This is a genomic window from Stutzerimonas stutzeri (assembly GCF_019090095.1).
Taxonomy (GTDB): Bacteria; Pseudomonadota; Gammaproteobacteria; order Pseudomonadales; family Pseudomonadaceae; genus Stutzerimonas; species Stutzerimonas stutzeri_AN.
Genome location: NZ_JAGQFP010000001.1, coordinates 349,204 through 375,460 on the forward strand (window position 1 = coordinate 349,204; position 26,257 = coordinate 375,460).

The window sequence follows — 26,257 nt, forward strand, 5'->3', positions numbered from 1 at the left end:
CCATGACTACTAACGCTTACATCGTCCGCGCAGGCGATACGCTCGGTTCGATTGCCAAGGCTCATGGCACGAGCCCGGCCGAGATACAGGCTGCCAATCCGATTATCAAAAACCGGGACAAGATCCAGGCCGGTTGGAAGCTCAGCATTCCCGGCGAGGCGACGGAAGCCAGTGCGCCGACATCCAAGCCGCAAGCCACACAGGCAAAACCCGCCGCGGCACTTCCGCCAGCCAAGCACGCCGGAGATACAAGCAGTGCCGCCGTCAAAGGCGCGCCGCCATGTGCCGACGAGCTCGTAGATGTCGTGCACTTCACCGCGGACGCTGATCGCCTTTTCGTATTGACCGAGGCTCAGGCCAAGGAGCTCAAGACCGAGGTCGACTTGGTCCAAAAGCTGATGGACGAGTTCCACGGTATCGTCGTGGCTGCGACGGCAGCGCCCTGCAAGAAAACCGCTGCTCATCCCGAAGCGGCTTGCAGCTGCACCGCATGCAAGAAGGCTGACTGGGCCAAGAAGGCCGGCGAGGTGGGCCTGCTCCAGCCTATTGATCGACCCATAGCGTCGGCGGCCGAATCGGTTAAAACGGAGAACGATATTCAGGGCAAGATTGGCGAGCTGCAACAGGCGCGAGATTTCTTCCTTAATTATGACAGCTTCGTCGCCGCACGCAGCGGTCAGGTGCATAACGTGATTGAGGGCAACTGGCGCAAGCTGTGCGAGAAAAAAGTCGCCCAACTCAATGCCGAGATCGGCACGCTTCAGGGGCAGCTCAAAGCGCAGGGGCCGCAAAACGCCGAAACCTTCGCAGGTAGTGGAAAACCCGACTCGAATAGCCCCTATACGAGCAAGCGTACCTTCGAAGCTGGCGCCGGCAAGCAGGTCAGCCACTACATCCAGGAAGTCATCATCCTCAGCCGTCCCGACCGCCGCTACTACGTGCGTGCGCAATTCTGGACAAGGGTCAAGCGGGTCTGGGCCCACAAGGCCAGCGCTCGAATCCTGCGCGAGAAGCCCTTCAGTCCGGCGATGGTCAAGGACCTCTTTGACGATATCAAGAAGGCCATCGGCGACAGCGCGAAGGCAGGCCCACTCGGTAAGGTTGAAGCCAAACTGTGGACTATCAAAGCAAAGGAAGACCATCCGCTCAACGCGCTGCGTTGCGAGCTGTACAAGTTCGAAACGAAGCAGGCCGACGGTGACCGCTACGCGCTGTCGGCCGAGGCCCAGGCCCTGCGCTTTGCCGCCAGCGCCAGCGCCGGCATCAAGAGCTTCAACCCTGCCAAGGGCGAGATTGATGTGGGCGTCAAATGCGAGGCGGCCTTTGCCTTGGCAGAGGGCAAAATCACCACGACAACCTACTTTCCCAATCGCGCAGGGAGCACGCTACAGATCAGCTACCGCAATGCGGTCGGCAAACCGGTGCGGCATTCGTTCGGTAGCTTCCGCCTGAACGGTAGCCTGGAGCTGTCATGCTTCGCTGGTGCCAAGGGCAGCCTCGAGGCGGGCGTCAAGACGGGAAAGGGCGCCGCTGAAGGACCTTCCGGCGCCCTTGCGTTGCTCGGCACGCCCTCGATCGATGCGAACAACTCCGGTGGTCGGCTCGGCCTGAAAGCAGAAGGCTTCGCCGGGGCCGAAGCCGGTGGTGCGCTCAGCGGCGCCGTCGAATGGCTGCCGCCAGCCGACTACGGCAAGGGCGCTGGCAAATCCGGCACACTCACCAGCGGTAACTCCGGCTGGAGTGCCCTGGCGCAGGTCAAGGCCGAAGGCAACCTGGCGCTCGGCATCGGGTTTGAAGGCGACTTTGGAGTCAGTCTGCACGAGGGCAATTTCGCGGTTACGTGCAAGGCCAATCTGGTCTTTGGTCCCGGCGCAGGCGGTGGATTTGGAACCGTGGTGGATTTGGAGAAAGTCTGGGACCTGATTGGACTCGTATGCGAAACCCTCAACCAGATTGAATATCGTTATTTGATTGGCGTTCAGCAACAAGCCTTTCTGTCCATCTGCCAACTTCTCTATAAAGCCGCGCTCTCCCCTGGAGACGCCGTTGAAAGCCTTATAGGAGACGGCGTCCTGGCTCTAGACGCATGGTGGGACCGGCGTGAGGCCGGTATGGCAGAAGCAGCTCTCCTTACGAAGGGAATTCTCAAGCATAAGGCCGTGAAGGTTGGCAGTCGCACAATGCCAATCGACAGGCTCCCTCCTGAAACAATCGGTCCGATGCTATGGGTGTTGACTGAATCTTACATCGGCAAAAGTAACAGCTTGGAACAGGAGCAAGCGATCGTAGAGCTTCTTTCTCGAATCCGTCGGTGGCGGCACCTACTTGAGGCGCTAGAGCATATGTCGCCGGATGCCCATAAGGTAAAGGCTACTGACAGCCTGAACCGTATCAACAGCTTCCTAGTGGAAAAGCAGCAAGACGACTTCAACCGTTACTTGGACGGCCTGGTCTTCCAAGGGCAGCCTTCCGCGCCGGCTGTGCAATATGCTTGGAACGTTAACGATTCGTTGGTCTATGGCGAACAGAAGCGAACGCTTCTTGCATCCGCGGCTCGCCATAGCGACACGAGAATTGCTTAATCAGAGGGAGGGCCATTCGGCCCTCAAAGTTACAGCTGGTTGCTCATTTGAAGCGAGCATCTGAAGCTGACATCAAAATAATGCGTGTCGAGTTTTAGGCGGTGATTCCTACGCAGGACAGTGTTAGCCGCTAGCCATGGCGTATCGATCGAGTCGATTCCCCGCGCTACTTTTTCTTCACCTGATGAGGGGCCTTTGGGGTCCTTCCTAGGTGACTCATGGTAGAAACTGTCGTTGTACCAATCATCCAGCACCTCGATCGCCATGCCTGCCATTGAGTACAACCCGAGTGGGTTGGGAGGGTACTTGTCGACGCGTTCAGTCATTGGGCGACGACCCGTACCGGGAAAATTCTCTCCGAACTTCAAGCTGCCATCGTTAGTCGGGTAGAGAACGTTTTGGCCTCTGTTTCGCGCCGCATACTCCCACTGAGCTTCGGTGGGTAGATCAACGGGGTAACCACTTACGTTTCCAAGCCACTGACAATAGTCCTTGGCCTCCTGCCAATCCCTGATGGGAGCGACGTTCATCGGATCGAATGCATATTTAAGGCGTTCACGGTCTCGCAATTCGCTTAATACCGGTTCTTGTCCAATCAAAGATCGGTACAAGTCGAAGTCACCCAACGTCGTTTTTTTCGCCGCCAAGTAATAACTAGAGAGCTCAACTTCGTGGGGCTGATCCTCGCTATCACGCGTGATATTGCATAGATTGTCCTCCGGCGCGCCGCATGGCCAAGTGCAGGCCTCGGCCGGATTGAAGTCGCACTTCCAACCGAAGTCACCCATTTCGAAGGTGCCGCCCTTGATGAACACCATCTCGTCAAGGGAGCGAATCACCACGCGAAGCACTTCTTCCCTCTTGTCTGAAGATAGTTTTGGGTACTGCGTTTGGATCCGCGAAGCGATCTCGGCGACCTTGTCAGGGGAGAGCTTTTGGCTTTCTGGGAGATTGGCCGAACTACAGGCTGTTGCTGCGGCACAGCCGATGAGTAGGGCAAGCGTTCGAATCTTGAGCATTGGCATTCGTCCTTGAATCGGCACATCGGAGGCGGACGAGTTTAACAAGACGCCGAGTTGCGGGAGGGCCAGCATCGCTCGGAGTTGGAAGCGGCTCACAGGATGGCTGAACTGCCTTTAGTCCCGAGATGATCTGCAGGAATAGATCTGGGCATATACAGCCGTGGCAGAAGGCCGCTTTTGGCCGATTGCAGGCGGTCACGTGAGGCTGCAGTCTATTCAGAGCTCTCGCTCGGTAGCTCAAGCGAGAGCACCGCAGATCGCTCCAGGAACACCCGCAGCCAACAGCAGGAGCGGAGTGTTGAGACCCTTTGGGCACAGCTTCTCAACGCTGGCAAGCGGAGCTTGTTGCTCCTAGTCCACAGCTGCAGGCGCTGCATCATGTTATACCCCATTGTCTCCCAGACCCTTCTGATCAACGCTCAGTGACGGTCTGGCTGAGCTGCCGCCCCTCCGCATCATAGGAGTAATACGTTATCTGGTTTGGCTCGGTGACGATGACGGGTAAAAATAGGGTTGGATGCCAGGTCGTGGTGATGGTCCGGGCTTCACGCGTGCCTGACCGAGGCCTACATAGGAGAGGGCACTCTCTTCAAAGAGCAAGCCATCGTTGAGCTGCTGTCCAGGGTTCGTCGATGGCGGCATATGATCGAGGTCCTTGAGCATATGTCGGTAGATGGCGCTAAGGTGAATGCGATCGAAAGTCTGGAGCGGATAAATAGCTTCTTGCTTGCTACTCAGCAGACCGAATTCAACCGGCATTTGGACGAATTTGCGCTGCAAGGCCATCCATCCATGCCAGCTACGCAATTTGCTTGGCGCGTCGTAGATTCGGTCGTTTATCGAGACAAGAAGGAAGCTCTCCTTGCGGCGGCCTCCCGCCAAGGCGAAAGCAGATTTGCTTAGGGAGTTGGGGCCTATTGCGGCCCCTCTTTCAAAGTGGCTCGCTAGTCTTTACAGCGCAACGAAAGCTTTCGGTAAACAAGTGCTCATCTACATCGAGGGGGCGGCTTCGTCTAATGACCGTGTTGGCTGAAAGCCAAGGAGTCTCTATCGAATTGGTGCCTCGAGCTACCTTTGTGGTCCCTGCTTCAGGGCCCTGAGGATCTCTGATCGGCGAGCTCTCGAAATAATCCTTCGAGTACCAATCATTCACCACCTCCGTGGCGATCCCGGTCATGGAATACAGGCCGATCGGATTTGGGGGATAAGTATCGACTCGCTCAGGCAGAATCCTTCCGCTTTGCTTCGCATAATTAACGCCGGGCTTCAGGCTGCCATCGTCAGTAGGATAGAGCACTTTCTGACCACCGCTTCTCGCGGCGTATTCCCACTGAGCTTCGGTAGGCAAATCCACAGGATAGCCGCTGAGCTTCCCAATCCATTGGCAATAGTCCTTGGCTTCCTGCCACTGCCGGATCGGTGCAGGGTTCAGGGGATCGAAACGGTGCTTCAGACGCTCCCTATTTCGCTGATCAGCACGGACTAGTGGCAACCCTTGAGCTGAACGATACAGATCGAAACTACCTAGCGTGGTCTTCTTTGCGGCCAAATGGTAGCTAGATAGTTCCACGTGATGAAGTGCCGAATCGCCCATCATCGTGATGTTACAGACATTGTCTTCTGGCACACCGCACGGCCAGATGCAAACCTCAGCCGGGTCAAAATCACACTTCCAGCCGAAGTCTCCCATTTCGAATTCCCCGCCCTTGATAAAGATCATTTCATCGAGGGACTTCACCACCAGCCCGAGTATGTCATCGCGCATGCCCTGCGGTAGTGCTGGATATTGCGCATCGATCCTAGAGGCGATCTCGCCGACCTTATCAGGGGAGAGCTTTTGGCTTTCGGGAAGGTTGGTCGCGCTACAGACCGTTGCTGCGGCATAGCCGATGAGTAGAGCAAGTGTTCGAATGGTGAGCATTGGCGTTCGTCCTTGAATCGGTGCATCGAAGGCGAGGAGTTTAACAAGACGCGAATGTGCGTAAGGGCCAGCATGGCTCAGAGTTGGAAGGGGCTCACACCTCTTATTAAAACGTGTTGGGGTGCAGCAGCGCGATAGGTCGCTGCGCCTGATGGTCTGCCCCGGAGCTGGTGGACGGGTAGTTAAGAATTACCGCTCGCATAGCGCCGCTCAAATTCCATCGGACTGAGGTAGCCCAGCGTCGATTGTCGGTGACGATTGTAAAAGCGGATGTAGTCAAATAGGTCGGTTTTCGCCTCGTGGTAGCTGGCATAGCGCGTCAGGTACACCCTCCCAGCCTTCAGTGAACGGAAGAAGCTCTCCATCGCGGCGTTGTCCAGCAGTTCCCTGGACGTGAGTGGCTGGGCACGATGCGATGTCGCCGAAGCAAAGCTTGGTAGTCATATGCGCAGTATTGGCTGCCACGATCGGAGTGCAGCGGCACCTCTTCTTTCGGCTGTCGGCGTGCAACGGCCATCTCCAGCGCGGCGTGTACCAAGGCCTGCTGCATGCGGCGGTGCATCGCCCAACCGACGACGGCGCGTGAATAGAGATCGAGCACGACGGCCAGATACAGCCAGCCTTGGGCTGTCCGCGCGTAGGTCATGCCCGAGATCCAGTGCCGGTTAGCGCGATCCGAGGCGAACTGGCGATCCAGGTGGTTCGGGGCAATCGGCAGAGCGTGACTATTGCTAGAAGCCAGCCGCCAGCGCTTGCGTCAGCGAAGGCGCAGACCGGCTTCACGCATCAGTCGAGCAACCCGGCGCCGACTACACGCATGCCCCATGGCCGCCAACTCGGCCTTGATTCGGCGATGGCCATAGATCCCACTCACCTCATGGTGGATGGTGCGAATCTCCTTGCTCAGACGCTGATTCGCCATCTCTCTCGCCGAAGGTGGGCGCTGCTGCCAGGCATGCAAGCCGCTGCGGGATACCCGTAACAGCCGACACATCGGCGCTACGGGATAGCGACCGGCCAACGCCTCGATGGCGCGGAACTTCACTTCGTGGGCTGCGAGAAGATGGCGAGCGCCTTTTTTAAAACATCGCGCTCCATAGTGACCTGAGCCAGTTGCTGGCGTAGCCGACGCAGCTCCGCACTATCACCGCGCTGCTTGCCATTGCCCGGAAAGGCATCGTCACCTTGCTGCTCTTACTGGCGCTTCCACTTGCCCAGCAGGCTTTCAGCGATGCCGAGCGTCTCGGCGACATGGCGAAGCGGCGTGCCGGCAAGCACCTGGTCTACCGCTTCGCGTTTGAAGGATTCGGGAAAGCGTCGTCTGGTCTGGGTAATGAACACTCCTTGCGGCGGACATTATCCACCTTAAGTCAGTGTCCACTCAGCCCGGGACAGACCACCCTTCTTGCCTCTGCGGCTCGCCATAGCGACACGAGAATTGCTTAATCGGGGGGGCCATTCGGCCCTCAAAGTTACAGCTGGTTGCTCATTTGAAGCGAGCATCTGAAGCTGACATCAAAATAATGCGTGTCGAGTTTTAGGCGGTGATTCCTACGCAGGACAGTGTTAGCCGCTAGCCATGGCGTATCGATCGAGTCGATTCCCCGCGCTACTTTTTCTTCACCTGATGAGGGGCCTTTGGGGTCCTTCCTAGGTGACTCATGGTAGAAACTGTCGTTGTACCAATCATCCAGCACCTCGATCGCCATGCCTGCCATTGAGTACAACCCGAGTGGGTTGGGAGGGTACTTGTCGACGCGTTCAGTCATTGGGCGACGACCCGTACCGGGAAAATTCTCTCCGAACTTCAAGCTGCCATCGTTAGTCGGGTAGAGAACGTTTTGGCCTCTGTTTCGCGCCGCATACTCCCACTGAGCTTCGGTGGGTAGATCAACGGGGTAACCACTTACGTTTCCAAGCCACTGACAATAGTCCTTGGCCTCCTGCCAATCCCTGATGGGAGCGACGTTCATCGGATCGAATGCATATTTAAGGCGTTCACGGTCTCGCAATTCGCTCAATACCGGTTCCTGTCCAATCAAAGATCGGTATAAGTCGAAGTCACCCAGCGTCGTTTTTTTCGCCGCCAAGTGATAGCTCGACACCTCAACCTCATGAAGAGGAGCGTCGCTATTCATTGTGATATTGCATAGATTGTCCTCCGGCGCGCCGCATGGCCAAGTGCAGACCTCGGCCGGATTGAAGTCGCACTTCCAGCCGAAATCACCCATTTCGAAGGTGCCACCCTCGATGAACACCATCTCGTCAATCGAGCGGATTACCACGCGAAGCACTTCTTCCCTCTTGTCTGAAGACAGTTTTGGGTACTGCGTTTGGATCCGCGAAGCAATCTCGGCGACCTTGTCAGCGGAGAGCTTCTGACTTTCTGGGAGATTGGCAGAGCTACAGGCAGCCGCTGCGGCGCAGCCTATAAGCAAGGCAAGTGTACGGATAGGGTTCATTTGTTTTCGTCCTTGAATCGGCAGATCGGAGGCGGACGAGTTTAACAAGACGCCGAGTTGCGGGAGGGCCAGCATCGCTCGGAGTTGGAAGCGGCTCACAGGATGGCTGAACTGCCTTTAGTCCCGAGATGATCTGCAGGAAAAGATCTGGGCATATACAACCGTGGCAAAAGGCCGCTTTTGGCCGAAACCCGCCATCCCCACCGCCCGCGTCAGCGACGAGCGCCCTCTGGGTCGAGACGGCCGGCCCCGTCCGTCTCGATGCGAAGCACGCCAGCGCGACCCGGCCCAGCCGGGTGACGCTCGATCCTTTGCTCCTTTGCTCCTTTGCTCCTTTGCTCCTTTGCTCTTTTCCGCTTTCTCTTCCCATCCCCCAATTCCGTTATAGCGGATCTACTTTTTGAATCGCACAGCGGAAGCTGTCAGCCAATGAGTGCGTGCCAGGTTCGAGGACGAGGCTTCTTCGCAGGACTGTATTGGCGGAAATCCAAGGTGTTTCCGATAGATTGGTTCCCCGAGCCACTCGCCTTTTGCCGCTGGCTGGGCCTTGGCTCATGTCTATCGTTTAGACATACTCATGAGCAAAGAGGTGTTCGCACGCTGAGCGTGCTCTGCGATGGCGGGAGCGCCCATAAACGCCCCGCATCGCGCCATGACATCTAGCACGCTGGAAATCGCACTCCCGCTAGATGGCTTGAAGAGTAGGCCGATCCTTCGATAAGTCCCTCCGCTGCTGGCCGAAAGCAGCCTTAGGTAGCTGTCTCTAGTCGGCCGGGGGCGGCATGCGGCTAATAGCGGCCGATTAGACATCGGTAGCCACAACGGACAGGTCAGTTCAACGTTATCGGTAGCGCTCCATCCGTCATTTTTCATTGACACCCCCGAGAACCTCTCGGTAGTGTCCGCCCTCCCTCCTTTTCGGCTACCTCTGCCGTGAACCGCCCAGGCGTTAACTCGCGAAGCGGTCATACAAGTTGCCGACACTTATACGGTCGCTATCTGCCAGCGGCTTCATTTCCGGTATCAAGTGTAAAGGATGATTCTATGATCATTCGTCAGGCTACTAACGCCGACTATCCGCTACTGCTCAACATTTGGCTGCGCTCCGTTCGCGCCACTCATCACTTCCTGCAAGAAGCCGATATCGAGGTATTGCTTCCTCAGCTGCGCGATGTCTACCTACCCGCTGTTGAGCTATGGGTTGAGGTAAATGCCGAGGACTCGCCGCTAGGCTTTATTGGGCTCAATGAAAACCATGTAGAAATGCTCTTCATCGAGCCAGACCTGCGAGGAAAAGGTATTGGCCGCGCGCTGCTAGATCATGCCCGCAGTTCGTGCGATCAGATGAGTGTTGATGTGAATGAGCAGAACCCCGAAGCGGTAGGGTTCTATTTACATTACGGGTTTGTTCAAACAGGTCGCTCTCCGCTTGATGGCGGGGGCCGTCCCTTTCCCTTGCTACATCTGAGCTTGCCCGGCTAGGGCTGTAATCGTGAATCGCCCCTAAGCCCTCCTTCGGGGCGAATCCAAATCCGAGCTCAGGCAGCGAGCTTGAATCTTTAGTTGGCCTCGCAGATGAGCTTACGTATAAGGCCTGCATGCATTGATGCGGTAGCATTTATGTCATTTCACTTGCTCGCAGCTTCCGGTAACGAATGCTCCTTAGTGAAAGCTCTTGGCCGAATGCTGCCATTTCGAAGCGGCTGCCTCTAGCCGCTCTCGGCAACACGATCAACACCTCGCCCTAGCACCCGACAAAACCTTACTTTCCCTTTACGTCCGCTTCACACGAAGCTGACTATCATCGGCGTAGAGTTCGTTTCAGGCTGATGGAACGGCCAGCTCCCGTTGAGTGGGTTTGCCGCGCTGGGCTGAAATGAGCAGCAGCCTCCCTGGGCGCGGCGACCCGCTGTTTTTTTCCGAACTCGGCTGTCGAATGAGGCCACTGGCTTTAATCCTTTTTTATCGTGGAGAGACCCGTCACCATGATCCTTCGAAGAAACTTTCTAGCTGTCATGGCCGGCGTAGCGCTGTTTGGTCAGACGCTCGTAGCCTATGCCGACCTGCCGGACTTCACTCCGCTGGTCGAAGACGCGTCGCCAGCGGTGGTGAACATCAGCACAAAACAGACGCAATCGATGCGTGGCGCGCAGGCGCAGATGCCCGACCTGGAAGACATTCCGCCGATGTTCCGCGACTTCTTCGAGCGCGGCATGCCGCGGCAGCCCGAGCGCCGTCGCGAAGTGCAGTCGCTGGGGTCGGGCTTCATCATTTCCGAGGATGGCTACATCCTGACCAACAACCATGTGGTCGCCGATGCCGACGAGATCATGGTGCGCTTGCCGGACCGCAGCGAGATGCAAGCCAAGCTGATCGGCGCTGACCCGCGCAGCGATGTCGCGTTGTTGAAGATCGATGGCGACGATCTGCCGACCGTCAAGATCGGCGATTCCGAGAAGCTCAAGGCGGGCGAGTGGGTGGTGGCCATCGGTTCGCCGTTCGGCTTCGATCACACCGTTACCGCGGGCGTGGTCAGCGCTACCGGCCGCAGCCTGCCGAACGAGAGCTATGTGCCGTTCATCCAGACCGACGTAGCGATCAACCCTGGTAACTCCGGCGGGCCGCTATTCAACCTGAGCGGCGAGGTGGTGGGGATCAACTCGCAGATCTTCACCCGGTCGGGTGGCTTCATGGGGCTGTCCTTCGCCATTCCGATCGATGTCGCGATGGACGTTGCCAATCAATTGCGCGAAGGCGGCAAGGTCAATCGGGGCTGGCTCGGCGTGGTCATCCAGGAAGTGAATAAGGACCTGGCCGAGTCGTTCGGACTCGAGCGGCCTGCCGGTGCGCTGGTCGCGCAGGTGATGGACGACGGTCCCGCGGCCAAAGGCGGCCTGAAGGTGGGCGACGTGATCTTGAGCGTCAACGGCCAGCCGATCGACATGTCGGGCGACCTGCCGCATCTGATCGGTGCGATGAAGCCGGGCAGCAAGGCCAAGCTGGAAGTTATCCGCAACGGTGATCGCAAGACATTGAACCTCAGCATCGGTGCCTTGCCGGAAGATGGCGACCTGCTGGCTTCTGCGGGTCCCGGTGGCGCCATGCACAGCGACAACCGCCTCGGCGTCTCGGTGGCCGAACTGACCGATGCGCAGCGTCAGGCGCTTGAAATCAACAGTGGTGTGGTGATCAGGGAAGTCAGCCAGGGGCCGGCGGCGATGATCGGCCTGCGTCCGGGTGACGTCATCACCCACCTGAACAACGAGGCGATCGATTCGGTCAAGACCTTCAGCAAGGTGGTCAAGGCACTGCCGAAGAATCGCTCCGTATCCATGCGCGTTTTGCGGGAAGGGCGAGCGAGCTTCATCACTTTCCGTTTGCCGAACTGACCGCTGATCGGTCCGACGAAAAAAGGCCCGCCTAGTGCGGGCCTTTTGCTGGGTGAAGTGGATGCCTGGCCACAGGCGCGATGATCGTTAGTCGACGACGAACAGTTTGGCCCCCGTGGCAGTAGACGACCTGTGCGCTTCGGCATCGTCGGCGACCTGGTAGCTCATGCCGGGCGTGAGGACGAAGGTGCGGCCGTCGTCGAGTTCGGTGTGCAGCTCACCTTCCAGGCAGAGCAGGACATGGCCTTTCGTACACCAATGGTCGGCCAGGTAGCCGGCGCTGTATTCGACCATTCGGACCCGGACTTCACCGAAGTGGCCGGTGCGCCATAGCGCCTTGCCGGTCTCGCCCGGATGTTCGCTGGCCTGGATTGATGCCCAGTCGGTCGTACAGAAGGGGATTGCGTTAATTCGCATGATTGAGTCCTTTACTCGCTCGCCTGGGCGGATGGGCGGCAGCCACCCGGCCGGTAGACGCGCTGGGTCGAGGCCGGATTGCTGGCCAGTTTTGCAGCGGGCCGCCGAGGGCGCGCGACCAGCTCCCCGCCGCAGTTGGGGCAGGTGAAACCAAGCGTGTCTCGCGCGCAGTGAATGCAGAAGGTGCATTCGAACGAGCAGATCAGCGCATCGGGTGAATGGGGCGGCAGGTCGATGTCGCAACATTCGCAACCAGGTCGTAGCTCGAGCATGTCGATTACCTTATTTTGGCTATTCTGGCCGAATCTCCAGGCGCAGCCGTGGTCCAGGATGGTGCGATGAACCGTTTCGGGCCAGAGGTCTGGGCAAGGGCGCGTCCTGGTGTAGGGGCGGTCCTTGCGAATCGCTTAAGCTAAGGTTTTTCGATCCGGTCGTGCATTTTATTTTGCGGCCCCTGAGCACGATCCAACCCGCGCCGCACCCCGTGCCTGCGCTCGACCATTCACGCTTTCGTCCTGATGGGGCACTTGAGGTAACGCTATTTTGAGTCATGCAAGTGGGGCGAAACCGGCCCGCTCGGTACAGCTGCGCAGCCGCCTGCTGACCATCGCACTCGCTGGGATACTGCCACTGGCGCTGGTCGCGGGTCTTGGCCTGGTATCGATCATCAACGACCAGAAGCAGCTGGCCAAGCAGCGCAGTCTCGAGGCCACGCGCCTGGCGGCGACGGCGATCGAGCTGGAGCTGGTGCGCTCCCTGAACGTCCTGCAGGCCCTGTCGCAGTCGCCGCTGCTCGATGAAGGGGCTATCGATACCTTTGCCGATATGGTGCGACGTGTGCTGCCCACCGTTCCGGGTTGGCATTCACTGTTGATCATTGCGCCCACCGGCGAGGTGCTGCACCGGGTGTCCCTGCAGCAAGTTGCCGAATCAGGCGGTATCGCAGAGCCGGACAGTCTCGCCGAACTGTTGCGCACGGAGCAGCCTCAGGTCGGCAACATGGGGCAGGGGCCGCGTGGCTCGTGGGGGATCCCGCTGCGCGTACCGGTGCGGGTGGGCGATGAGGTCCGCTATGTGCTGACCGCTGTGCTGGAGCCGCAGGCCATCGCGGATGTCATCGGCAATCGCCGCCTGCCGGAGGGCTGGGTGACCACCGTGCTGGATGCCAACGGCCTGCGTATCGCCAGGTCCCGGCACCATATCGATACATTGGGGCAGCCTGCCTCGCCAACCCTGGTGGAATTGCTCAAGGAGAACACGGCGGACGAAGGCACCGGCATGAGCACGACCATCGAGGGCGTGTCGGCCTTTACCGCGTTCGTGCGGCTGTACCCGTCGCGCTGGGTGGTGGCTACCGGCGTTCCCACCGATGTGGTGCAGGCCGGCGCTGTCAGGGCATTCACGCTGTATGGCGGCGGTCTGCTGCTGTCGCTGCTGTTTGCGGTTGCGGCGGCCTTGTTCGCGACACGTCGGATCAATGGGCCGATGCGTCAATTGCGTCGCGCGGCGCAGGCGATCGGCCGTGGCCAGTCGGTGGACGAGGCGCCCGAGAGCGAGATCGAAGAGCTCCGCGAGGTGGGGCGTGCGCTGGTTGCCGCGGCGCAGGCGCGACGGGAAAGCGAGGCCGAGCGCGACAACATGCTATCGCGTCTGGAGCTTGCTCAGCAGGACCTCACCGAGCAGGTCAGCGACTTGCAGGCGTTGCAGGCGCTGGGCAACCAATTGCTGCAACTGCCGACGCTGGATGCGCAGCTTCAGACCATCGTCGAGGTCTTGTGTGAGCTGCACGGCGCCGAGCACGGCTTGCTGACGCTCAGCGAAGGCGAGAATGCGTTGCGGGTCCATGCATCGAAGGGGTTCTCGTCCGCCTCGCTGGAAGAGATGAACAGCCTGCCGACCGAGCAGCGGGCGGATATCGCCGCCGTCCGCCAGGGGCAGCGAGTGACGCTCGCGGATATCGAAGCCAAGCCCTGTTTAGCCGGGTTGGTGCCGATTGCCCGCGCCGAAGGATTTCGCTCGCTGCATGCGACGCCCGTCCGGCACAGCGACGGCGGCGTGCTGGGAGGCTTGACGGTACATCTGCGCGAGGCGCGATTGCCCACCGAGCGTGAGATACGCCTGGCCGATCTGGCGGCGGGCCTGGCGGCCATCTTCATCGACCGTGCGCGCGCGCAGAGCAAGGCCGGCATGTTCGAGCAGCGCCTGCAGGTCGCGCTGGACTCGTCCACGGTGCCGTTCAGCATCCTGTCGACGGTTCGCGACGCGTCGGGGCAGGTGATCGACTTCCTGCTGTCGTTCATCAACACGACCGGGGCGGCCGCTCTGCGGGGCACCGTGACGGAACTGACAGGACGTCGCCTGACCGAGGTACTGGGGCCCGAAGCGAACACCCAGGCGCTGGAAACGCTCGTGGCGGTCGCCACCCACCAGCAACCGCACGATATCGAATTGCGCAGCACGGCCTTTGGAGGCGAGCGCTGGGTTCGCCTGGTCGCGACGCCGTTCGAGCAGAGCATCGCCGTCTGGTTCGCGGACGTGACCGATGCGAAGCATCAGGAGCAGGCGATTCTGGAGGCCGATCGGCGCAAGGACGAGTTCCTCGCGACCTTGGCTCACGAACTCCGTAACCCGCTTGCACCCATCCGGCTGGCCGCGGGTCTGTTCGGCTCGCCCGGTGCCTCCGAAGCGCAGAAGCTGCGCAGTCAGCAGATCATCGAGCGACAGGTGCGGCATATGGCGCTGCTGCTCGACGACCTGTTCGACATCTCCCGGATCACGCTTGGCAAGCTGGCGCTGCGCAAGGAGTCGCTGAATCTCGGTGCGGTGATCGAGGCGGCGGTCGAGACCGCGCGCGCCAAGATCGAATCCAGGCAGCACGAGTTGATCGTCGAATTGCCGACGCAGCCGGTACTGCTGGAAGCCGATCCATTGCGGCTTGAGCAGATCCTGGTCAACCTGCTCAACAATGCCGCCAAGTTCACTGAGCCGGGTGGGCGAATTCGCATCAGTGCGGCGCTGGCGGGCGATACGGCGGTGGTCTCGGTCATCGACAACGGCCTGGGCATCGAGCGCCAACACCTCAAGCTGATCTTCGAGCGATTCGCCCAGGTGCCAACCTCGCGGGCTCAGGTGAATACCGGGCTCGGCATTGGCCTGGCACTCGCCAAGGGCTTGGCCAACCTGCATGGCGGGGACATACGCGTCAGCAGCGCGGGGTTGGGCCAGGGTGCGGAATTCCGGCTGAGCCTGCCTGCACTCCCGACCCAGGCGTCCGCCTGGCCGAGCCCCGCGCTGCAGGAGACTGTGCGCGCTGCGCAGCGTGTGCTCATTGCCGATGACAACCGGGACATCGCCGAGATCATGGCCGAAGTGCTGCGCCTCGAAGGTCATGAGGTCCATCTGGCTTACGATGGCACCGAGGCATTGGAGCGCTATCGGCAGCTCAAACCGCAAGTGGTGCTGCTGGACATCGGCATGCCGGGGCTGCGCGGCGATGAGGTGGCACGAACGATTCGTGCGGAGGATGCGCAGGTTCGCCTGGTGGCGATCACTGGCTGGGGGCAGCCGAGCGACAAGGAAAACGCGATTGCGGCGGGCTTCGATGTACACCTGACCAAGCCGGTCGATATTACGCACCTGGTGGACGTGGTCGGCGGCTGATCGGCCGATTGGTGCGCGGGGCTATCTTCCGATGCGCAACTGCGGTAAAAGGTCGCAGTGTTTCGGTGTTGAGCGCAGCGGGACTGCCACCGAGCGTGTGAACGCTGGCCGGCACGCGCGACATCGGATCAGGCGCAATGAATTTCGGCAGGCTGTGTGTGCCGGCTGCGTGCCAATGTACTAGCCGCGGGGCGCTCTGAGCGCTCGGCGCGTGATATCGGGAGAGACTGCCTCGGCATCGCCGTGCGCAGCGCCGAAGGAGCAACCGCCCCGGAAACTCTCAGGCAAAAGGACCGATATCGCTTGTGAACTCTGAAGAGCCACCGGGTCGTCGCCCGGTGCACCGAAGGAGCAAGTGGGCCTCACCCATGAAACTCTCAGGTCCAGAACAGAGGGGGCGCTGATCCGCATGTCGCGGACGGCTCTGACCCTGACATTCTGGAGTTGCACCATGAAGACGATCGCCGTTGTAGGGGGTGGTATCACGGGTATCACCACCGCCTACGCGCTGGCCAAGCGCGGTTTTACCGTAACCCTGTTCGAGAAGCACCGCTATGCGGCGATGGAGACATCCTTCGCCAATGGTGGGCAGCTGTCCGCGTCGAACGCCGAGGTCTGGACACACTGGTCCACGATCCTCAAGGGCATCAAGTGGATGCTCAAAAGCGACGCACCGCTGCTGGTCAATCCCAAGCCCAGCTGGCACAAGTTGTCCTGGTTCGCCGAGTTCATTGGCTCCATTCCCCAGTACCGCCAAAACACCATCGAAACCGCACGTCTGGCCATTGCCGCACGTGAGCACCTGTTTGCCTGGGCCGCCGCAGAGGGCATCGATTTCGACCTGAAAAAGGCCGGCATTCTGCACATCTACCGTGACAAGGCCGGGTTCGACCATGCCGGCCAGGTTTCGACGCTGCTGGCTCAAGGCGGCCTGCCCCGGCGCAGTGTGACACCGGAAGAAATGCGCGCCATCGAACCAACGCTGGCAGGCCAATATTACGGTGGCTATTACACCGAGTGCGATTCCACAGGCGACATCCACAAGTTCACAAACGGCCTGGCAACGGCTGCGTTACGTCTGGGCGTCGACTGCCGCTATGGTCAGGATGTGCAACGTGTAGAGACTGACGGCAGGCGCGCAAGTGTCGTCGTCGGGGTGGCGGGAGGCGAGGAGCGATTGCAGTTCGACGGTATCGTCATCTGCGCTGGCACCGCCAGCCGGGACCTGGCTGCGCAACTGGGCGACCGGGTGAACATCTACCCGGTGAAGGGCTACTCGATCACAGTCAACCTCAACGACGAAGCCAGCCGCGCGGCTGCGCCGACCGTCAGCCTGCTGGACGACGAAACCAAGCTGGTGACCAGCCGTCTGGGCGATAACCGCCTGCGGGTGGCCGGCACGGCCGAGTTCAATGGCTACAACCGCGACATCCGGGCCGATCGTATTCGACCACTGGTGGAGTGGGTGGCCGAGTGCTTCCCCGGCGTCAGTACCCAGAGCGTCGTGCCATGGGCCGGCCTGCGGCCAATGATGCCGAACATGATGCCCAAGGTCGGTCGTGGCAGCGCGCCGTGCGTGTTCTACAACACCGGCCATGGCCATCTCGGCTGGACGCTCTGCGCCATCACTGCCGACATGATCGGTGATGTGGTGACTCAGTCGATGGGCCCGACCAGCGCTTCGGTTTCGGCCAGCGGCAAACCCGTCCACGCGTGATTCAGCCCCTAGGTTGCGGCGCCCGGTCGCCGCAACCTGGCTTGATCGACTCGGCGAAGGGCCAGGGCGGTCAGTCGTCGCGAGTCAGCACTTCCAGCAGTTCGATCTCGAACAGCAGGTTCGAATGCGGCGTTATGAACTTGCCGATCTGGCGCTCGCCATAGGCGAGGTGGGCGGGGACGAACAGCTTGCGCTTACCGCCGACCTTCATGCCCATCAGGCCCAGGTCCCAGCCCTTGATCACCCGGCCGGTGCCGATGACGCACTGGAAGGGTTTGCCGCGCTCGTGGGAGGAGTCGAAGACGGTGCCGTCCTCTAGCTGGCCACGGTAATGGGTGGTGATCAGCGCGCCCTTGACCACGGCTTTGCCGTCGCCTTGCACGATGTCCTCGATCTGTAATTCGTCACTCATGGGCTTGCTCACGGTTGTCTAGACCAGCACCTGGCGGGTGCTGGCTATAAGGCGGTGGATCTGCTTTTCAACATGGGGGGCGGTGGGCGTCTCCGGGCCTCGCCCGCGCGGGCAGGGCAGGCTGGCGGTGGTGCCGAACAGCCGGCAGATCAGCGGGCGCTCGTCATAGGCCTCGCAGCCGTGCGGCCCGAGGTGCACGCAATTCCACTCGGCCAGCGCTTTGTCGTGCTCGGCGGCGCTGCGCACGGGCAGCCTCGCCATTTCTTCCGAAGAGGCCGTCACCGGACCACAGCAATCATGGCAGCCGGGCTCGCAGGCGAAACTCGGGATGCGGCGGCGCAGTTGATCGATCTTGCGTTGGGTGCAGCTCATGGGGAATGGCTAGGAGCGAAGATGGGCGCGCATGGTACGCGAGCGGCGCCGTGACGTGTAAGTCAACCAGGCCTCAAGCCTCGCTGCGTTCGACGATGTCGTCCCAGTCATGATGCTTCTTGACGTAGGCCGCGACGAACTCACAAACCGGCACGATGCGCTTGCCCTGGCGGCGGGTGTCGTCCAGGGCTTCACGGATCAGCAGGCTGCCCATGCCTTGCCCTTCGAGGCTCTGATCCACCTCGGTATGGGTGAAAACACGGCGCGAGCCGTCTGGCTGATACTCGGCGAGGCCCAGCGCTTGGCCATCGACCTCCAGTACGTAACGGTTGGCTTGCTCGTCATGTTGCACGCGTGCGTTGCTGTTGTCGGACATTCCTGTACTCCTGTTGGCAAATCTATCGACGCGTTGCTGGAAGCAATCGGGCCTCGGTTACAGCGCGTCCACCAGCGCGCGGCCCATGTCGCACCCCTGTTGCAGCGCTTCGTCGAAACTGCGGTAGTGCTCGGCCTGGTCGACGCTGACCGGCACGATGATTTCACGATCTTTGACCACCTCCGCGCCCACCGCCCAGAGCGTCTCGCCAAAGGTTTCATATTCGTAGCCAGTGATGTGCACGATCACGTCGTAGCCGCGGTAGCTCAAGCGATGGCTGTGCGGAATCTGGTGGTCGCTGCCACTCGGGATATGTCCGGGCGTCTCGAAGTAGGGCTGCTCGGCGTCCGGTTTCACGGCTTTGGTCATGGCGGGCCTTCTCTGCGTGGCTGATCGGATGGTTTGTCAGGATTGGGCCGAGCCGACAGCCCATCGTTCCCCTGGCCAGAAAAAAGCGCACCAGTGTCCGTAGGACAGGGTTCTGCCCGCGACCCGGGGGTTCGGATTACGCCTCGGTATATATGGCCCCACCATCGGTCGCAGGCAGAGCCTGCTCTTACATGTGATGCCGGAGGCCCGGACGCCAACCTGTAGGAGCGGGCTCTGCCCGCGACCCTGGGCGTTCGGATTACGCCACGGTATATGGCCTGCCCAACGGTCGCAGGCAGAGCCTGTTCCTACACGCGATGCCGGAGGCCCGGACGCCAACCTGTAGGAGCGGGGTCTGCCCGCGACCCGGGCTGTTCGGTTTACGCCTCGGTATCTGGCCCCACCCAACGGTCGCAAGCAGAGCCTGCTCCTACACACGATGCAGGAGCCCGGGCGCGAACCTGGGCGTTCGGTTTACGCCGCGGTATATGGCCTCACCATCGGTCGCAGGCGGAGCCTGCTCCTACATGCGATGCCGGAGGCCCGGACGCCAACCTGTAGGAGCGGGCTCTGCCCGCGACGCTGGGCGTTCGGTTTACGCCTCGGTATATGGCCCCACCATCCGGTCGCAGGCAGAGCCTGCTCCTACAGGAGCGTGGCATGGAGACTTCATTAACATCGGCGACTGGCGGCCTGCGCCGGATCGCGACCTAGACCGAAGTACTGGGTGACCGACCGGCAAGTCGCATGGCGCTGTCGACGCGGCTGATTAGCATGGGCGCATAACTACAAAACCGAGAGGCCCTCATGGCTCGCCGCGCCTGTTTGCCGTCATCGTTGCGCACCTTCCTGGTGTGGCTGTGCCTGTTGGCCAGTCCATGGCTGGCCGCGCAGGAGCTGGACGACCAGATCCTGCAACTGTTTCCCAAGGCGACGCGCATCGAGCCGAAGCAGGAAAACCCGCCGGTCTACAGCGCCTACCAGCTGGACGAGCTGCTCGGCTACGCCTTCGAATCCACTGACTATTCCGATCTGCAGGGCTTTTCCGGCAAGCCGATCAAGCTACTGATCGGCATGAACCCGCAGGGCGTGCTCACCGGCGTCCGCGTGCTGGAGCATCACGAGCCGGTGTTCCTCCACGGCCTGGGCGAGCAGGCGCTGTTCGATTTCGTCGACCAATACCGCCTGCAGCCGATCAGCAAACCCATCGTCGTTGGCGGCCGCGAAGGCAGCGCGACCAGCAACGACTCGGTCACTCGCATCGACGGCGTGAGCAAGGCCACGGTATCGGTGGTGATTGTCAACGAGACCGTGCTGACGTCCGCCTTGAGCGTGGCGCGGCAATTACTCGAGGGGTTCGCGGAGGGGCCGCTGGCGACGCCAAAGCCGGACCTGTACGAGCCGCTCGGTTGGGATGAATTGCTCGAGCGCGGTTATGTCCGGCATTGGACGGTGAGCCGCGAGGAGGTGGAAGCGGACATCGGCCATGCCCTGGATGGCTATCAGGCGCTCGATGGCGAGACCGACGAGCCGTTCAGCGAGTTGTACTTCGCCTACCTGAACGCACCGATTATTGGCCGCAACCTGCTCGGCGAGGCAGGTTTCGAGAAGCTGATGGGCGAATTGCTGCCCAACGAGCAGGCGCTACTAGTGTTGTCTTCCGGTTTGTATCCGCACGTGCCGGACGACTTCGTCCCGGCCACCGCGCCCAGCCGGCTGGTGTTGATGCAGAACGAACATCCTATCGACCTGCAGGACATGAACTTCAACAACGGGGCGGTCATGGACCTGGTCGATGCGCCGGTCGAACCAACCGAAGCCCACATCTTCCGGATCAAGGCGCACAACGCCTTCAACCCCGCCGAGCCAGCCGGGCTGCGACTCAACGTCAAGCTGCAGCGCAACCATCTGGTGGAAACCAACACGCAGTTCACGCAGGCCTTTCAGCTCGACCCCGCATTGTTCGACATCCAGGAGGCCAAGCCCGTCGCCAAGCCGGTGCCGATCTGGCTGCACATGTGGCATGAGCGCTGGTGGCAGGTCGGTCTGGTCGGGCTGGCGCTGCTGATACTCACCGGGGTATTCGTCTGGCAGCATCGCATCAGCCGGCACAGCCGCCGTTTCCACCTGTTCCGCGCTGGCTACCTGATGTTCACCCTGCTGTTCATCGGCCTGTACGCGCAGGGGCAGCTGTCGGTGGTGAACATCTTCACCTTGCTGCTGGCCCTGTGGCAGGACTTCGATATCCGCGTGTTCCTGATGGATCCGGTGATCTTCATGCTCTGGAGCTTCACCTTCGTCAGCCTGTTCCTCTGGGGGCGCGGTGTGTTCTGCGGTTGGCTGTGCCCGTTCGGCGCGCTCCAGGAAATGCTCGGTTGGCTGGCCAAGCGCCTGCGGATTCGCCAGTGGAAGATTTCCGACCGCACCCATTCGCGCCTGCAGTGGCTCAAATACCTGATCCTCATCGGGCTGGTGCCGGTGGCCTTCTATTCGCTGACGCTGGCCGAGCGGCTTGCTGAGGTGGAGCCGTTCAAGACCAGCATCACGCTGTTCTTCATGCGTTCCTGGCCGTTCGTGCTTTACGCTGTGGTGCTGCTCGGGCTGGGCCTGTTCGTGCACAAGTTCTACTGCCGGTACGTCTGCCCGCTGGGCGCCGGGTTGGCAATCCTCGGCAAGTTCCACCTGTTCGCCTGGCTCAAGCGGATCGACGCCTGTGGCCAGCCCTGTCAGCACTGCAAGAATCACTGCGAGATCGGGGCGATCAAGCGTGACGGACGGATCGACTACGACGAGTGCATCCAATGCCTGGAGTGCATCGTCATCCTCAACAACGGCGACCAGTGCGTGGCCAGCATCAGCGCTCGCAAGCGCGCGGAAAAGGCGGGGCACCGGGGCGAGCTGATCGCCACCGATGCCATGGCGCCGCAGCCGCTCCCCGCGCCTTGAAGACGAGCCGGGGCATGGGCAGGCTCGCGACCTGACTGCCTGGTTCTGCAACGCTGCACAGCGGCTGTGCGCCCGTGGCTATTGTTCGTCTTTACAAGTTCGCTAGCATCGGACGCCTTTGGCGCGCCGGTTGGACCGGCCTGCCCGTACCCCTTGCTGCGAAGAGGACCCCATGGCTGAACGTGAAATCGTCGTTGTCGGTGCGGTGCGCACCCCGATCGGCTCCTTTGGCGGTGCGCTGAAGGACGTCGACCTGATCACCCTCGCCACGACTGCCTGCCGCGGGGTGTTGGAACGTTCCGGTACACCGGCCGATGCCGTCGGCCACGTGGTGATGGGCAACGTCATTCCCACCGAGCCGCGCGACGGTTACCTGGCGCGTGTGGCCGCGGTGGATGCCGGCATTCCGCTGGAAACCCCAGCCTTCAACGTCAACCGCCTGTGCGGCTCGGGCCTGCAAGCGGTGATTTCGGCGGCCCAGTCGATCCTGCTGGGCGACACCGACGTGGCCATCGGCGGCGGCGCCGAGAGCATGAGCCGCGGCCCGTTCATCCTGCCGAACCTGCGGTGGGGCGCCCGGCTGGGCGACAGCCAGGCGATCGACTACATGAACACGCTGCTGCATGACCCCTGGGGCAAGTTCCATATGGGCGTGACTGCCGAGAATGTCGCCGAGCGCTATGGCATCCGTCGGGAACAGCAGGACGCCCTGGCGCTGCAAAGCCAGCAGCGTGCTGCTCGCGCCATCGAAGAGGGGCGTTTCCGCGAGCAGATCGTCCCGGTCGCCGTGCAGACGCGCAAGGGAAGCGCCCAGTTCGAGGCCGACGAGCACGTCCGCGCGGACCTGACCGCCGAGCGCCTCGCGGCGTTGAAACCGATCTTCAAGAAAGAGCAGGGCACCGTGACGGCCGGCAACGCGTCGGGGCTGAACGACGGGGCTGCGGCATTGATGCTGGCCGAGGCGGGGCGGGCAAGGGCGCTTGGATTGGCTCCCATGGCGCGGCTGGTCGGCTACGCCCATGCCGGCGTCGACCCGGCCTACATGGGCATCGGTCCGGTGCCGGCGGTACGCAAGGTGCTGGAACGCACCGGCGTGCGCCTGGAACAGATCGACGTCATCGAAGCCAACGAAGCCTTCGCCGCGCAGGCCTGCGCCGTGATGCAGGAACTCGGCCTGGACCCGGAGCGGGTCAATCCCAACGGTTCAGGGATATCCCTCGGTCATCCCGTCGGCGCGACCGGTGCGATCATCACCGTCAAGGCAATCCACGAACTGCAGCGCATCCAGGGCCGCTATGCGCTGGTGACCATGTGCATTGGCGGCGGCCAAGGTATCGCGGCGGTATTCGAGCGCGTCTGAAAGCAGCGCTCGTTCGTCCGGCATCGTTTGCCGCGATTGAAGATTTGCCCTCGCTGGCCGACAACCTTCGGCGAGGGTGATATCTACGCCAAGAGACCGGCTTCCCACAGGACTATCCATGAACAACGTATCCGCCACCGACGCCTTATCGCTTCTGCTGTTTACGCTGCGCAGCGGCAAACAGATGGCGATCAACCTGTTGAAGGTCAGCGAGATCATTCCGACGCCGGCGTTGACCCGGCTACCCGAATCCCATCCCCACGTGCGCGGCGTCGCGACCCTGCGCGGCCAGCCGTTGTCCGTGATCGATCTGAGCCTGGCCATCGGCATGGCGCCTTTGCAGGATCCGAAGGGTGGCTGCTTGATCGTCACCGAAATCAGCCGCTCCAAGCAGGGCTTGCATGTCCAGGCGGTGGTCAAGATCGTGCACATTCAGTCCTCGAAGATCCTGCCGCCGCCCTACGGTGCGCGTAACAGCTCCTTTATCACCGGCACGGCTGAAGTCGATGGCGAGCTGATTCAGATCCTCGATGTGGAGAAGGTGATCCATAACATCGCACCGGTGCCCGGTGATGCGGACATCTCCGACCTCGACGACCAGGACGCCCAACTGCTCACCGAGACCCGGGCGTTGATCGTCGATGACAGCCAAGTGGCGATCCACATGTCCGTGTCGGCACTGACCAAGATGGGCGTGACCTGCCATGCGGTCCGCAGCGCCCGCGAAGCCTTCGAGAAGCTCGACAGCCTCAAGGGCAGCTACGAGGCCATCAACGTGGTGGTCTCGGACATCGAAATGCCAGAAATGGATGGTTATTCCTTTACCCAGGCGCTGCGCAAGCACCCGGACTACTCGTCTATCTATGTGCTGCTGCACACCTCGCTGGACAGCACGATCAGCACCGATAAAGCCAAGGCAGCAGGCGCCAACGACATTCTTACCAAATTCTCCCCACCGGAAATGGCCAAGTGCATGCTGCGCGCAGCGCGGGTGATCCACCTCGGCGAGGATGCCTCGGTCGCCTGAGTCACGCCCGCGTACCTGTAGGAGCGGGCTCTGCCCGCGACCCTGGGGGTTCGGTCTACACCGCGGTGCATGAATGCCGCCCCGATCGCAGGCAGAGCCTGTTCCTACACGCGGTGCTGAAGTCCCAGCTCGCCAGGCATCCACACGGACTTGTAGGAGCGGGCTCTGCCCGCGATACGGTGTTCGGTCTACGCCTCGGTGCATGACCTCCGCCCCGATCGCAGGCAGAGCCTGCTCCTACACGCAGTGCTGAATGCGCGAATTCGCCAGGCAGCCACACGGACTTGTAGGAGCGGGCTCTGCCCGCGACCCGGTGTTCGGTCTACGCCTCGGTGCATGAATTCCGCCCCGGTCGCAGGCAGAGCCTGCTCCTACACGCGGTGCTGAATGCTCGAATTCGCCGGGCAGCCACACGGACTTGTAGGAGCGGGCTCTGCCCGCGATACGGTGTTCGGTCTACGCCTCGGTGCATGACCTCCGCCCCGGTCGCAGGCAGAGCCTGCTCCTACACGCGTTGCTGACGGTCCCAGCTCGCCAGGTAGCCACACGGACCTGTAGGAGCGGGCTCTGCCCGCGATCCGGTGTCCGGTCTACGCCTCGGTACATGACCTCCGCTCCCGATCGCAGGCAGAGCCTGCTCCTACACGCGGTGCTGAATGCTCGAATTCGCCGGGCAGCCACACGGACTTGTAGGAGCGGGCTCTGCCCGCGACCCGGTGTTCGGTCTACGCCTCGGTGCATGACCTCCGCCTCGGTCGCAGGCAGAGCCTGCTCCTATACCTGATGCTGACAGAAGCCCTAACGGGGTACGGGTGGTGCACCGGGCGCAGGCGGTCAGCTGCCGTACTTGCCGAAGCTTGCGTCACGTGTGTTGACGTACAGGGCGTACAGCGAATGGCTGCTGGCCATGAACAAGCGGTTGCCCTTGCTACCGCCAAAGCAGAGATTGGCGCAGCGCTCGGGCAGGCGGATCTTGCCGATGGCCTTGCCCTGCGTGTTGAAGACCATCACCCCGTCCAGCTCCGCGGTGTTGGCTTCCGGTGCGCCCGAGCTGCCCCAGCCGCACCAGAGATTGCCGTCTTCATCGCACTTGATGCCATCCAGCGCGCCATAGGCGGGCGCCTCGATGTGCTTGCGGCGCTCGCCCAGCGTACCGTCATTCTTGACCGGATAGGCCCAGACCAGGCGATTGGGCTTTGCCCGGCCTTCGACGACATAGAGCGTCTTCTGGTCCGGTGAGAAGCACAGCCCGTTGGGGCCGGAGATCGAGTCGATCACGCGGGTCACGGCGCCGCTCTTGCCATCGATGCGGTAGACCGCGTCCGGCAGCTCGGTTTGAATCTTGTGCCCTTCGTAGAAGTTGCTGGTCTGGAAGGGCGGGTCGGTGAACCAGATCGAGCCGTCCTGCCTGACGGCCAGATCGTTCGGCGAATTGAAACGCTTGCCCTCGAAGTTGTCAGCCAGCACCGTAATGCTGCCGTCCGGCTCGGTCCGCGTGACGCGACGGCCCTGGTCATTGGTGGTCGAGCCTTCGCAAGCCAGCAGCCGCCCTTGCAGATCGCGACTCAGGCCGTTGGAGTGGTTCGAGGGCTGGCGATAGACATCGAACGAACCGGTGATCTCGTCCCAGCGCATGATGCGGTTTTCCGGAATGTCGCTGACCAGCAGGTAACGGCCATCGCCGACCCAGACCGGGCCTTCGGCCCAGCGCATGCCGCTGGCGATCTTCTCGACGCTGGCGTTGAACAGTCGATACTTGGCGAAACTCTCATCGAGAATCTCGACGAGCTCGTCCGGGTAGCGCTGGGTCAGCGGTTCGGCGAAGGCGAGCCGGGGCAAGCCCAGGCTGCCCATCGAGGCGATACCGGCGGACACCATCAGCGAGTTTTTCAGAAACGCGCGGCGGGCGCTGCGTGGGTCGTTGTTGGCAGAGTCGTCGTTCATTGCGGTCATGGCGTGCGTCCTACGAAAGATTTTGAAGGCGAGCGAAACCGACCCACCGGAACGGTGCACGGCAAAGGCACGGGTGGTCAGCGACTGGGTCGAGGCGGGCTGTGCACGTGGCGCAACATCGGCCGCTCGACGGTCGGGTGTGGCGAAGGGGACATGCGACTATCCATTGTTCTTATTGGTCACAGTTGTCGTACAACGTGAGCCAGTATTGTTAGCGTATTGGGGCTTGTCAAAGCTGAATTCAGGCAATCTGCGAGATAACTAATGGTTTC

The 26,257-nt window shown here is 61.3% G+C and carries 23 protein-coding genes, 1 pseudogene and 2 riboswitches; of the genes and pseudogenes, 9 read left to right on the forward strand and 15 right to left on the reverse strand.

Translation table 11 applies throughout. From position 1 onward, the window contains the following. Positions 1–2: 2 nt before the first annotated feature. Positions 3–2,582: a LysM peptidoglycan-binding domain-containing protein gene (locus KVO92_RS01500; protein ID WP_217473933.1), complete on the forward strand. Its 2,580-nt coding sequence runs from the start codon at positions 3–5 to the stop codon at positions 2,580–2,582. Positions 2,583–2,611: 29 nt separating this feature from the next. Here KVO92_RS01500 and KVO92_RS01505 read toward each other — a convergent pair whose 3' ends face one another. Both KVO92_RS01505 and KVO92_RS22565 read right to left on the reverse strand, forming a co-directional pair. Continuing rightward, complete coding sequence (locus KVO92_RS01505; RefSeq protein ID WP_217473934.1) at positions 2,612–3,601, reverse strand: formylglycine-generating enzyme family protein; 990 nt, start codon at positions 3,599–3,601, stop codon at positions 2,612–2,614. 415 nt (positions 3,602–4,016) lie between these two features. Then, positions 4,017–4,163: pseudogene (locus KVO92_RS22565) on the reverse strand (RHS repeat protein); the annotation flags it as partial. Positions 4,164–4,246: 83 nt separating this feature from the next. Here KVO92_RS22565 and KVO92_RS01510 point away from each other — a divergent pair. Then, the gene (locus tag KVO92_RS01510) at positions 4,247–4,507 is read left to right on the forward strand and encodes a hypothetical protein (protein ID WP_217473935.1); all 261 of its coding nucleotides are present in this window, start codon (positions 4,247–4,249) and stop codon (positions 4,505–4,507) included. A 28-nt stretch (positions 4,508–4,535) separates the two neighbouring features. Here KVO92_RS01510 and KVO92_RS01515 read toward each other — a convergent pair whose 3' ends face one another. The 6 genes from KVO92_RS01515 to KVO92_RS01540 form a co-directional block, all read right to left on the reverse strand. Next, positions 4,536–5,525: a formylglycine-generating enzyme family protein gene (locus KVO92_RS01515; RefSeq protein ID WP_217473936.1), complete on the reverse strand. Its 990-nt coding sequence runs from the start codon at positions 5,523–5,525 to the stop codon at positions 4,536–4,538. Positions 5,526–5,707: 182 nt separating this feature from the next. After that, the gene (locus KVO92_RS22875) at positions 5,708–5,890 is read right to left on the reverse strand and encodes an IS3 family transposase (RefSeq protein ID WP_217473937.1); all 183 of its coding nucleotides are present in this window, start codon (positions 5,888–5,890) and stop codon (positions 5,708–5,710) included. Beyond that, a complete protein-coding gene (locus tag KVO92_RS01525; protein ID WP_336512619.1) occupies positions 5,866–6,267 on the reverse strand; it encodes a DDE-type integrase/transposase/recombinase in 402 nt (133 codons plus the stop codon). Before KVO92_RS01525 ends, KVO92_RS22875 begins: the two co-directional genes overlap by 25 nt. A gap of 15 nt (positions 6,268–6,282) precedes the next feature. Next, positions 6,283–6,519, reverse strand: a complete 237-nt coding sequence (locus KVO92_RS22880) for an IS3 family transposase (RefSeq protein WP_423836226.1) — start codon at positions 6,517–6,519, stop codon at positions 6,283–6,285. 200 nt (positions 6,520–6,719) lie between these two features. Continuing rightward, the gene (locus KVO92_RS22740) at positions 6,720–6,866 is read right to left on the reverse strand and encodes a transposase (RefSeq protein WP_217473940.1); all 147 of its coding nucleotides are present in this window, start codon (positions 6,864–6,866) and stop codon (positions 6,720–6,722) included. Between the two features lie 131 nt (positions 6,867–6,997). After that, positions 6,998–7,987 carry a formylglycine-generating enzyme family protein gene (locus KVO92_RS01540; RefSeq protein ID WP_217473941.1) on the reverse strand — a complete coding sequence of 330 codons (990 nt, stop codon included), beginning with the start codon at positions 7,985–7,987 and terminating at the stop codon, positions 6,998–7,000. A gap of 1,044 nt (positions 7,988–9,031) precedes the next feature. On the opposite strand from KVO92_RS01540, the gene KVO92_RS01545 reads away from it, so the two are divergent. Further along, on the forward strand, positions 9,032–9,469 hold the full coding sequence (locus tag KVO92_RS01545) for an acetyltransferase (RefSeq protein WP_217473942.1): 438 nt from the start codon (positions 9,032–9,034) through the stop codon (positions 9,467–9,469). A 503-nt stretch (positions 9,470–9,972) separates the two neighbouring features. Then, on the forward strand, positions 9,973–11,376 hold the full coding sequence (locus tag KVO92_RS01550) for a DegQ family serine endoprotease (RefSeq protein WP_217473943.1): 1,404 nt from the start codon (positions 9,973–9,975) through the stop codon (positions 11,374–11,376). An 87-nt stretch (positions 11,377–11,463) separates the two neighbouring features. On the opposite strand, the gene KVO92_RS01555 is transcribed toward KVO92_RS01550, so the two are convergent. After that, complete coding sequence (locus KVO92_RS01555; RefSeq protein ID WP_217473944.1) at positions 11,464–11,793, reverse strand: DHCW motif cupin fold protein; 330 nt, start codon at positions 11,791–11,793, stop codon at positions 11,464–11,466. Positions 11,794–11,804: 11 nt separating this feature from the next. Continuing rightward, positions 11,805–12,065: a DUF1272 domain-containing protein gene (locus KVO92_RS01560; RefSeq protein ID WP_217473945.1), complete on the reverse strand. Its 261-nt coding sequence runs from the start codon at positions 12,063–12,065 to the stop codon at positions 11,805–11,807. 271 nt (positions 12,066–12,336) lie between these two features. Between KVO92_RS01560 and KVO92_RS01565 the strand changes: the two genes are divergently transcribed. Together KVO92_RS01565 and KVO92_RS01570 are read left to right on the forward strand one after the other, a co-directional pair. Continuing rightward, a complete protein-coding gene (locus tag KVO92_RS01565) occupies positions 12,337–15,453 on the forward strand; it encodes a hybrid sensor histidine kinase/response regulator (RefSeq protein ID WP_217473946.1) in 3,117 nt (1,038 codons plus the stop codon). Positions 15,454–15,661: 208 nt separating this feature from the next. Next, positions 15,662–15,759, forward strand: a riboswitch (glycine riboswitch). A 4-nt stretch (positions 15,760–15,763) separates the two neighbouring features. Then, a riboswitch (glycine riboswitch) is annotated at positions 15,764–15,847 on the forward strand. Between the two features lie 57 nt (positions 15,848–15,904). After that, positions 15,905–17,170 (forward strand): D-amino acid dehydrogenase, encoded by a 1,266-nt coding sequence (locus tag KVO92_RS01570; RefSeq protein WP_217473947.1) that lies wholly within the window; start codon positions 15,905–15,907, stop codon positions 17,168–17,170. Between the two features lie 70 nt (positions 17,171–17,240). On the opposite strand, the gene KVO92_RS01575 is transcribed toward KVO92_RS01570, so the two are convergent. From KVO92_RS01575 to KVO92_RS01590, 4 genes are all read right to left on the reverse strand, one after another. Next, the gene (locus tag KVO92_RS01575) at positions 17,241–17,582 is read right to left on the reverse strand and encodes an FKBP-type peptidyl-prolyl cis-trans isomerase (protein WP_217473948.1); all 342 of its coding nucleotides are present in this window, start codon (positions 17,580–17,582) and stop codon (positions 17,241–17,243) included. Positions 17,583–17,600: 18 nt separating this feature from the next. Continuing rightward, complete coding sequence (locus KVO92_RS01580) at positions 17,601–17,954, reverse strand: YkgJ family cysteine cluster protein (protein WP_217473949.1); 354 nt, start codon at positions 17,952–17,954, stop codon at positions 17,601–17,603. Positions 17,955–18,027: 73 nt separating this feature from the next. Further along, a complete protein-coding gene (locus tag KVO92_RS01585) occupies positions 18,028–18,330 on the reverse strand; it encodes a GNAT family N-acetyltransferase (RefSeq protein ID WP_217473950.1) in 303 nt (100 codons plus the stop codon). A gap of 57 nt (positions 18,331–18,387) precedes the next feature. Next, entirely contained in the window at positions 18,388–18,699 is a 312-nt protein-coding gene (locus KVO92_RS01590; RefSeq protein WP_217473951.1) for a hypothetical protein, read from the reverse strand. An 807-nt stretch (positions 18,700–19,506) separates the two neighbouring features. Between KVO92_RS01590 and KVO92_RS01595 the strand changes: the two genes are divergently transcribed. From KVO92_RS01595 to KVO92_RS01605, 3 genes are all read left to right on the forward strand, one after another. Next, complete coding sequence (locus KVO92_RS01595; protein WP_217473952.1) at positions 19,507–21,645, forward strand: NosR/NirI family protein; 2,139 nt, start codon at positions 19,507–19,509, stop codon at positions 21,643–21,645. A 172-nt stretch (positions 21,646–21,817) separates the two neighbouring features. Beyond that, complete coding sequence (locus KVO92_RS01600; RefSeq protein WP_217473953.1) at positions 21,818–23,005, forward strand: acetyl-CoA C-acyltransferase family protein; 1,188 nt, start codon at positions 21,818–21,820, stop codon at positions 23,003–23,005. Between the two features lie 118 nt (positions 23,006–23,123). Then, positions 23,124–24,032, forward strand: a complete 909-nt coding sequence (locus KVO92_RS01605; protein WP_217473954.1) for a chemotaxis protein CheV — start codon at positions 23,124–23,126, stop codon at positions 24,030–24,032. Between the two features lie 834 nt (positions 24,033–24,866). Here KVO92_RS01605 and KVO92_RS01610 read toward each other — a convergent pair. Then, on the reverse strand, positions 24,867–25,976 hold the full coding sequence (locus tag KVO92_RS01610; RefSeq protein ID WP_217475390.1) for an SMP-30/gluconolactonase/LRE family protein: 1,110 nt from the start codon (positions 25,974–25,976) through the stop codon (positions 24,867–24,869). Between the last annotated feature and the right edge of the window lie 281 nt (positions 25,977–26,257).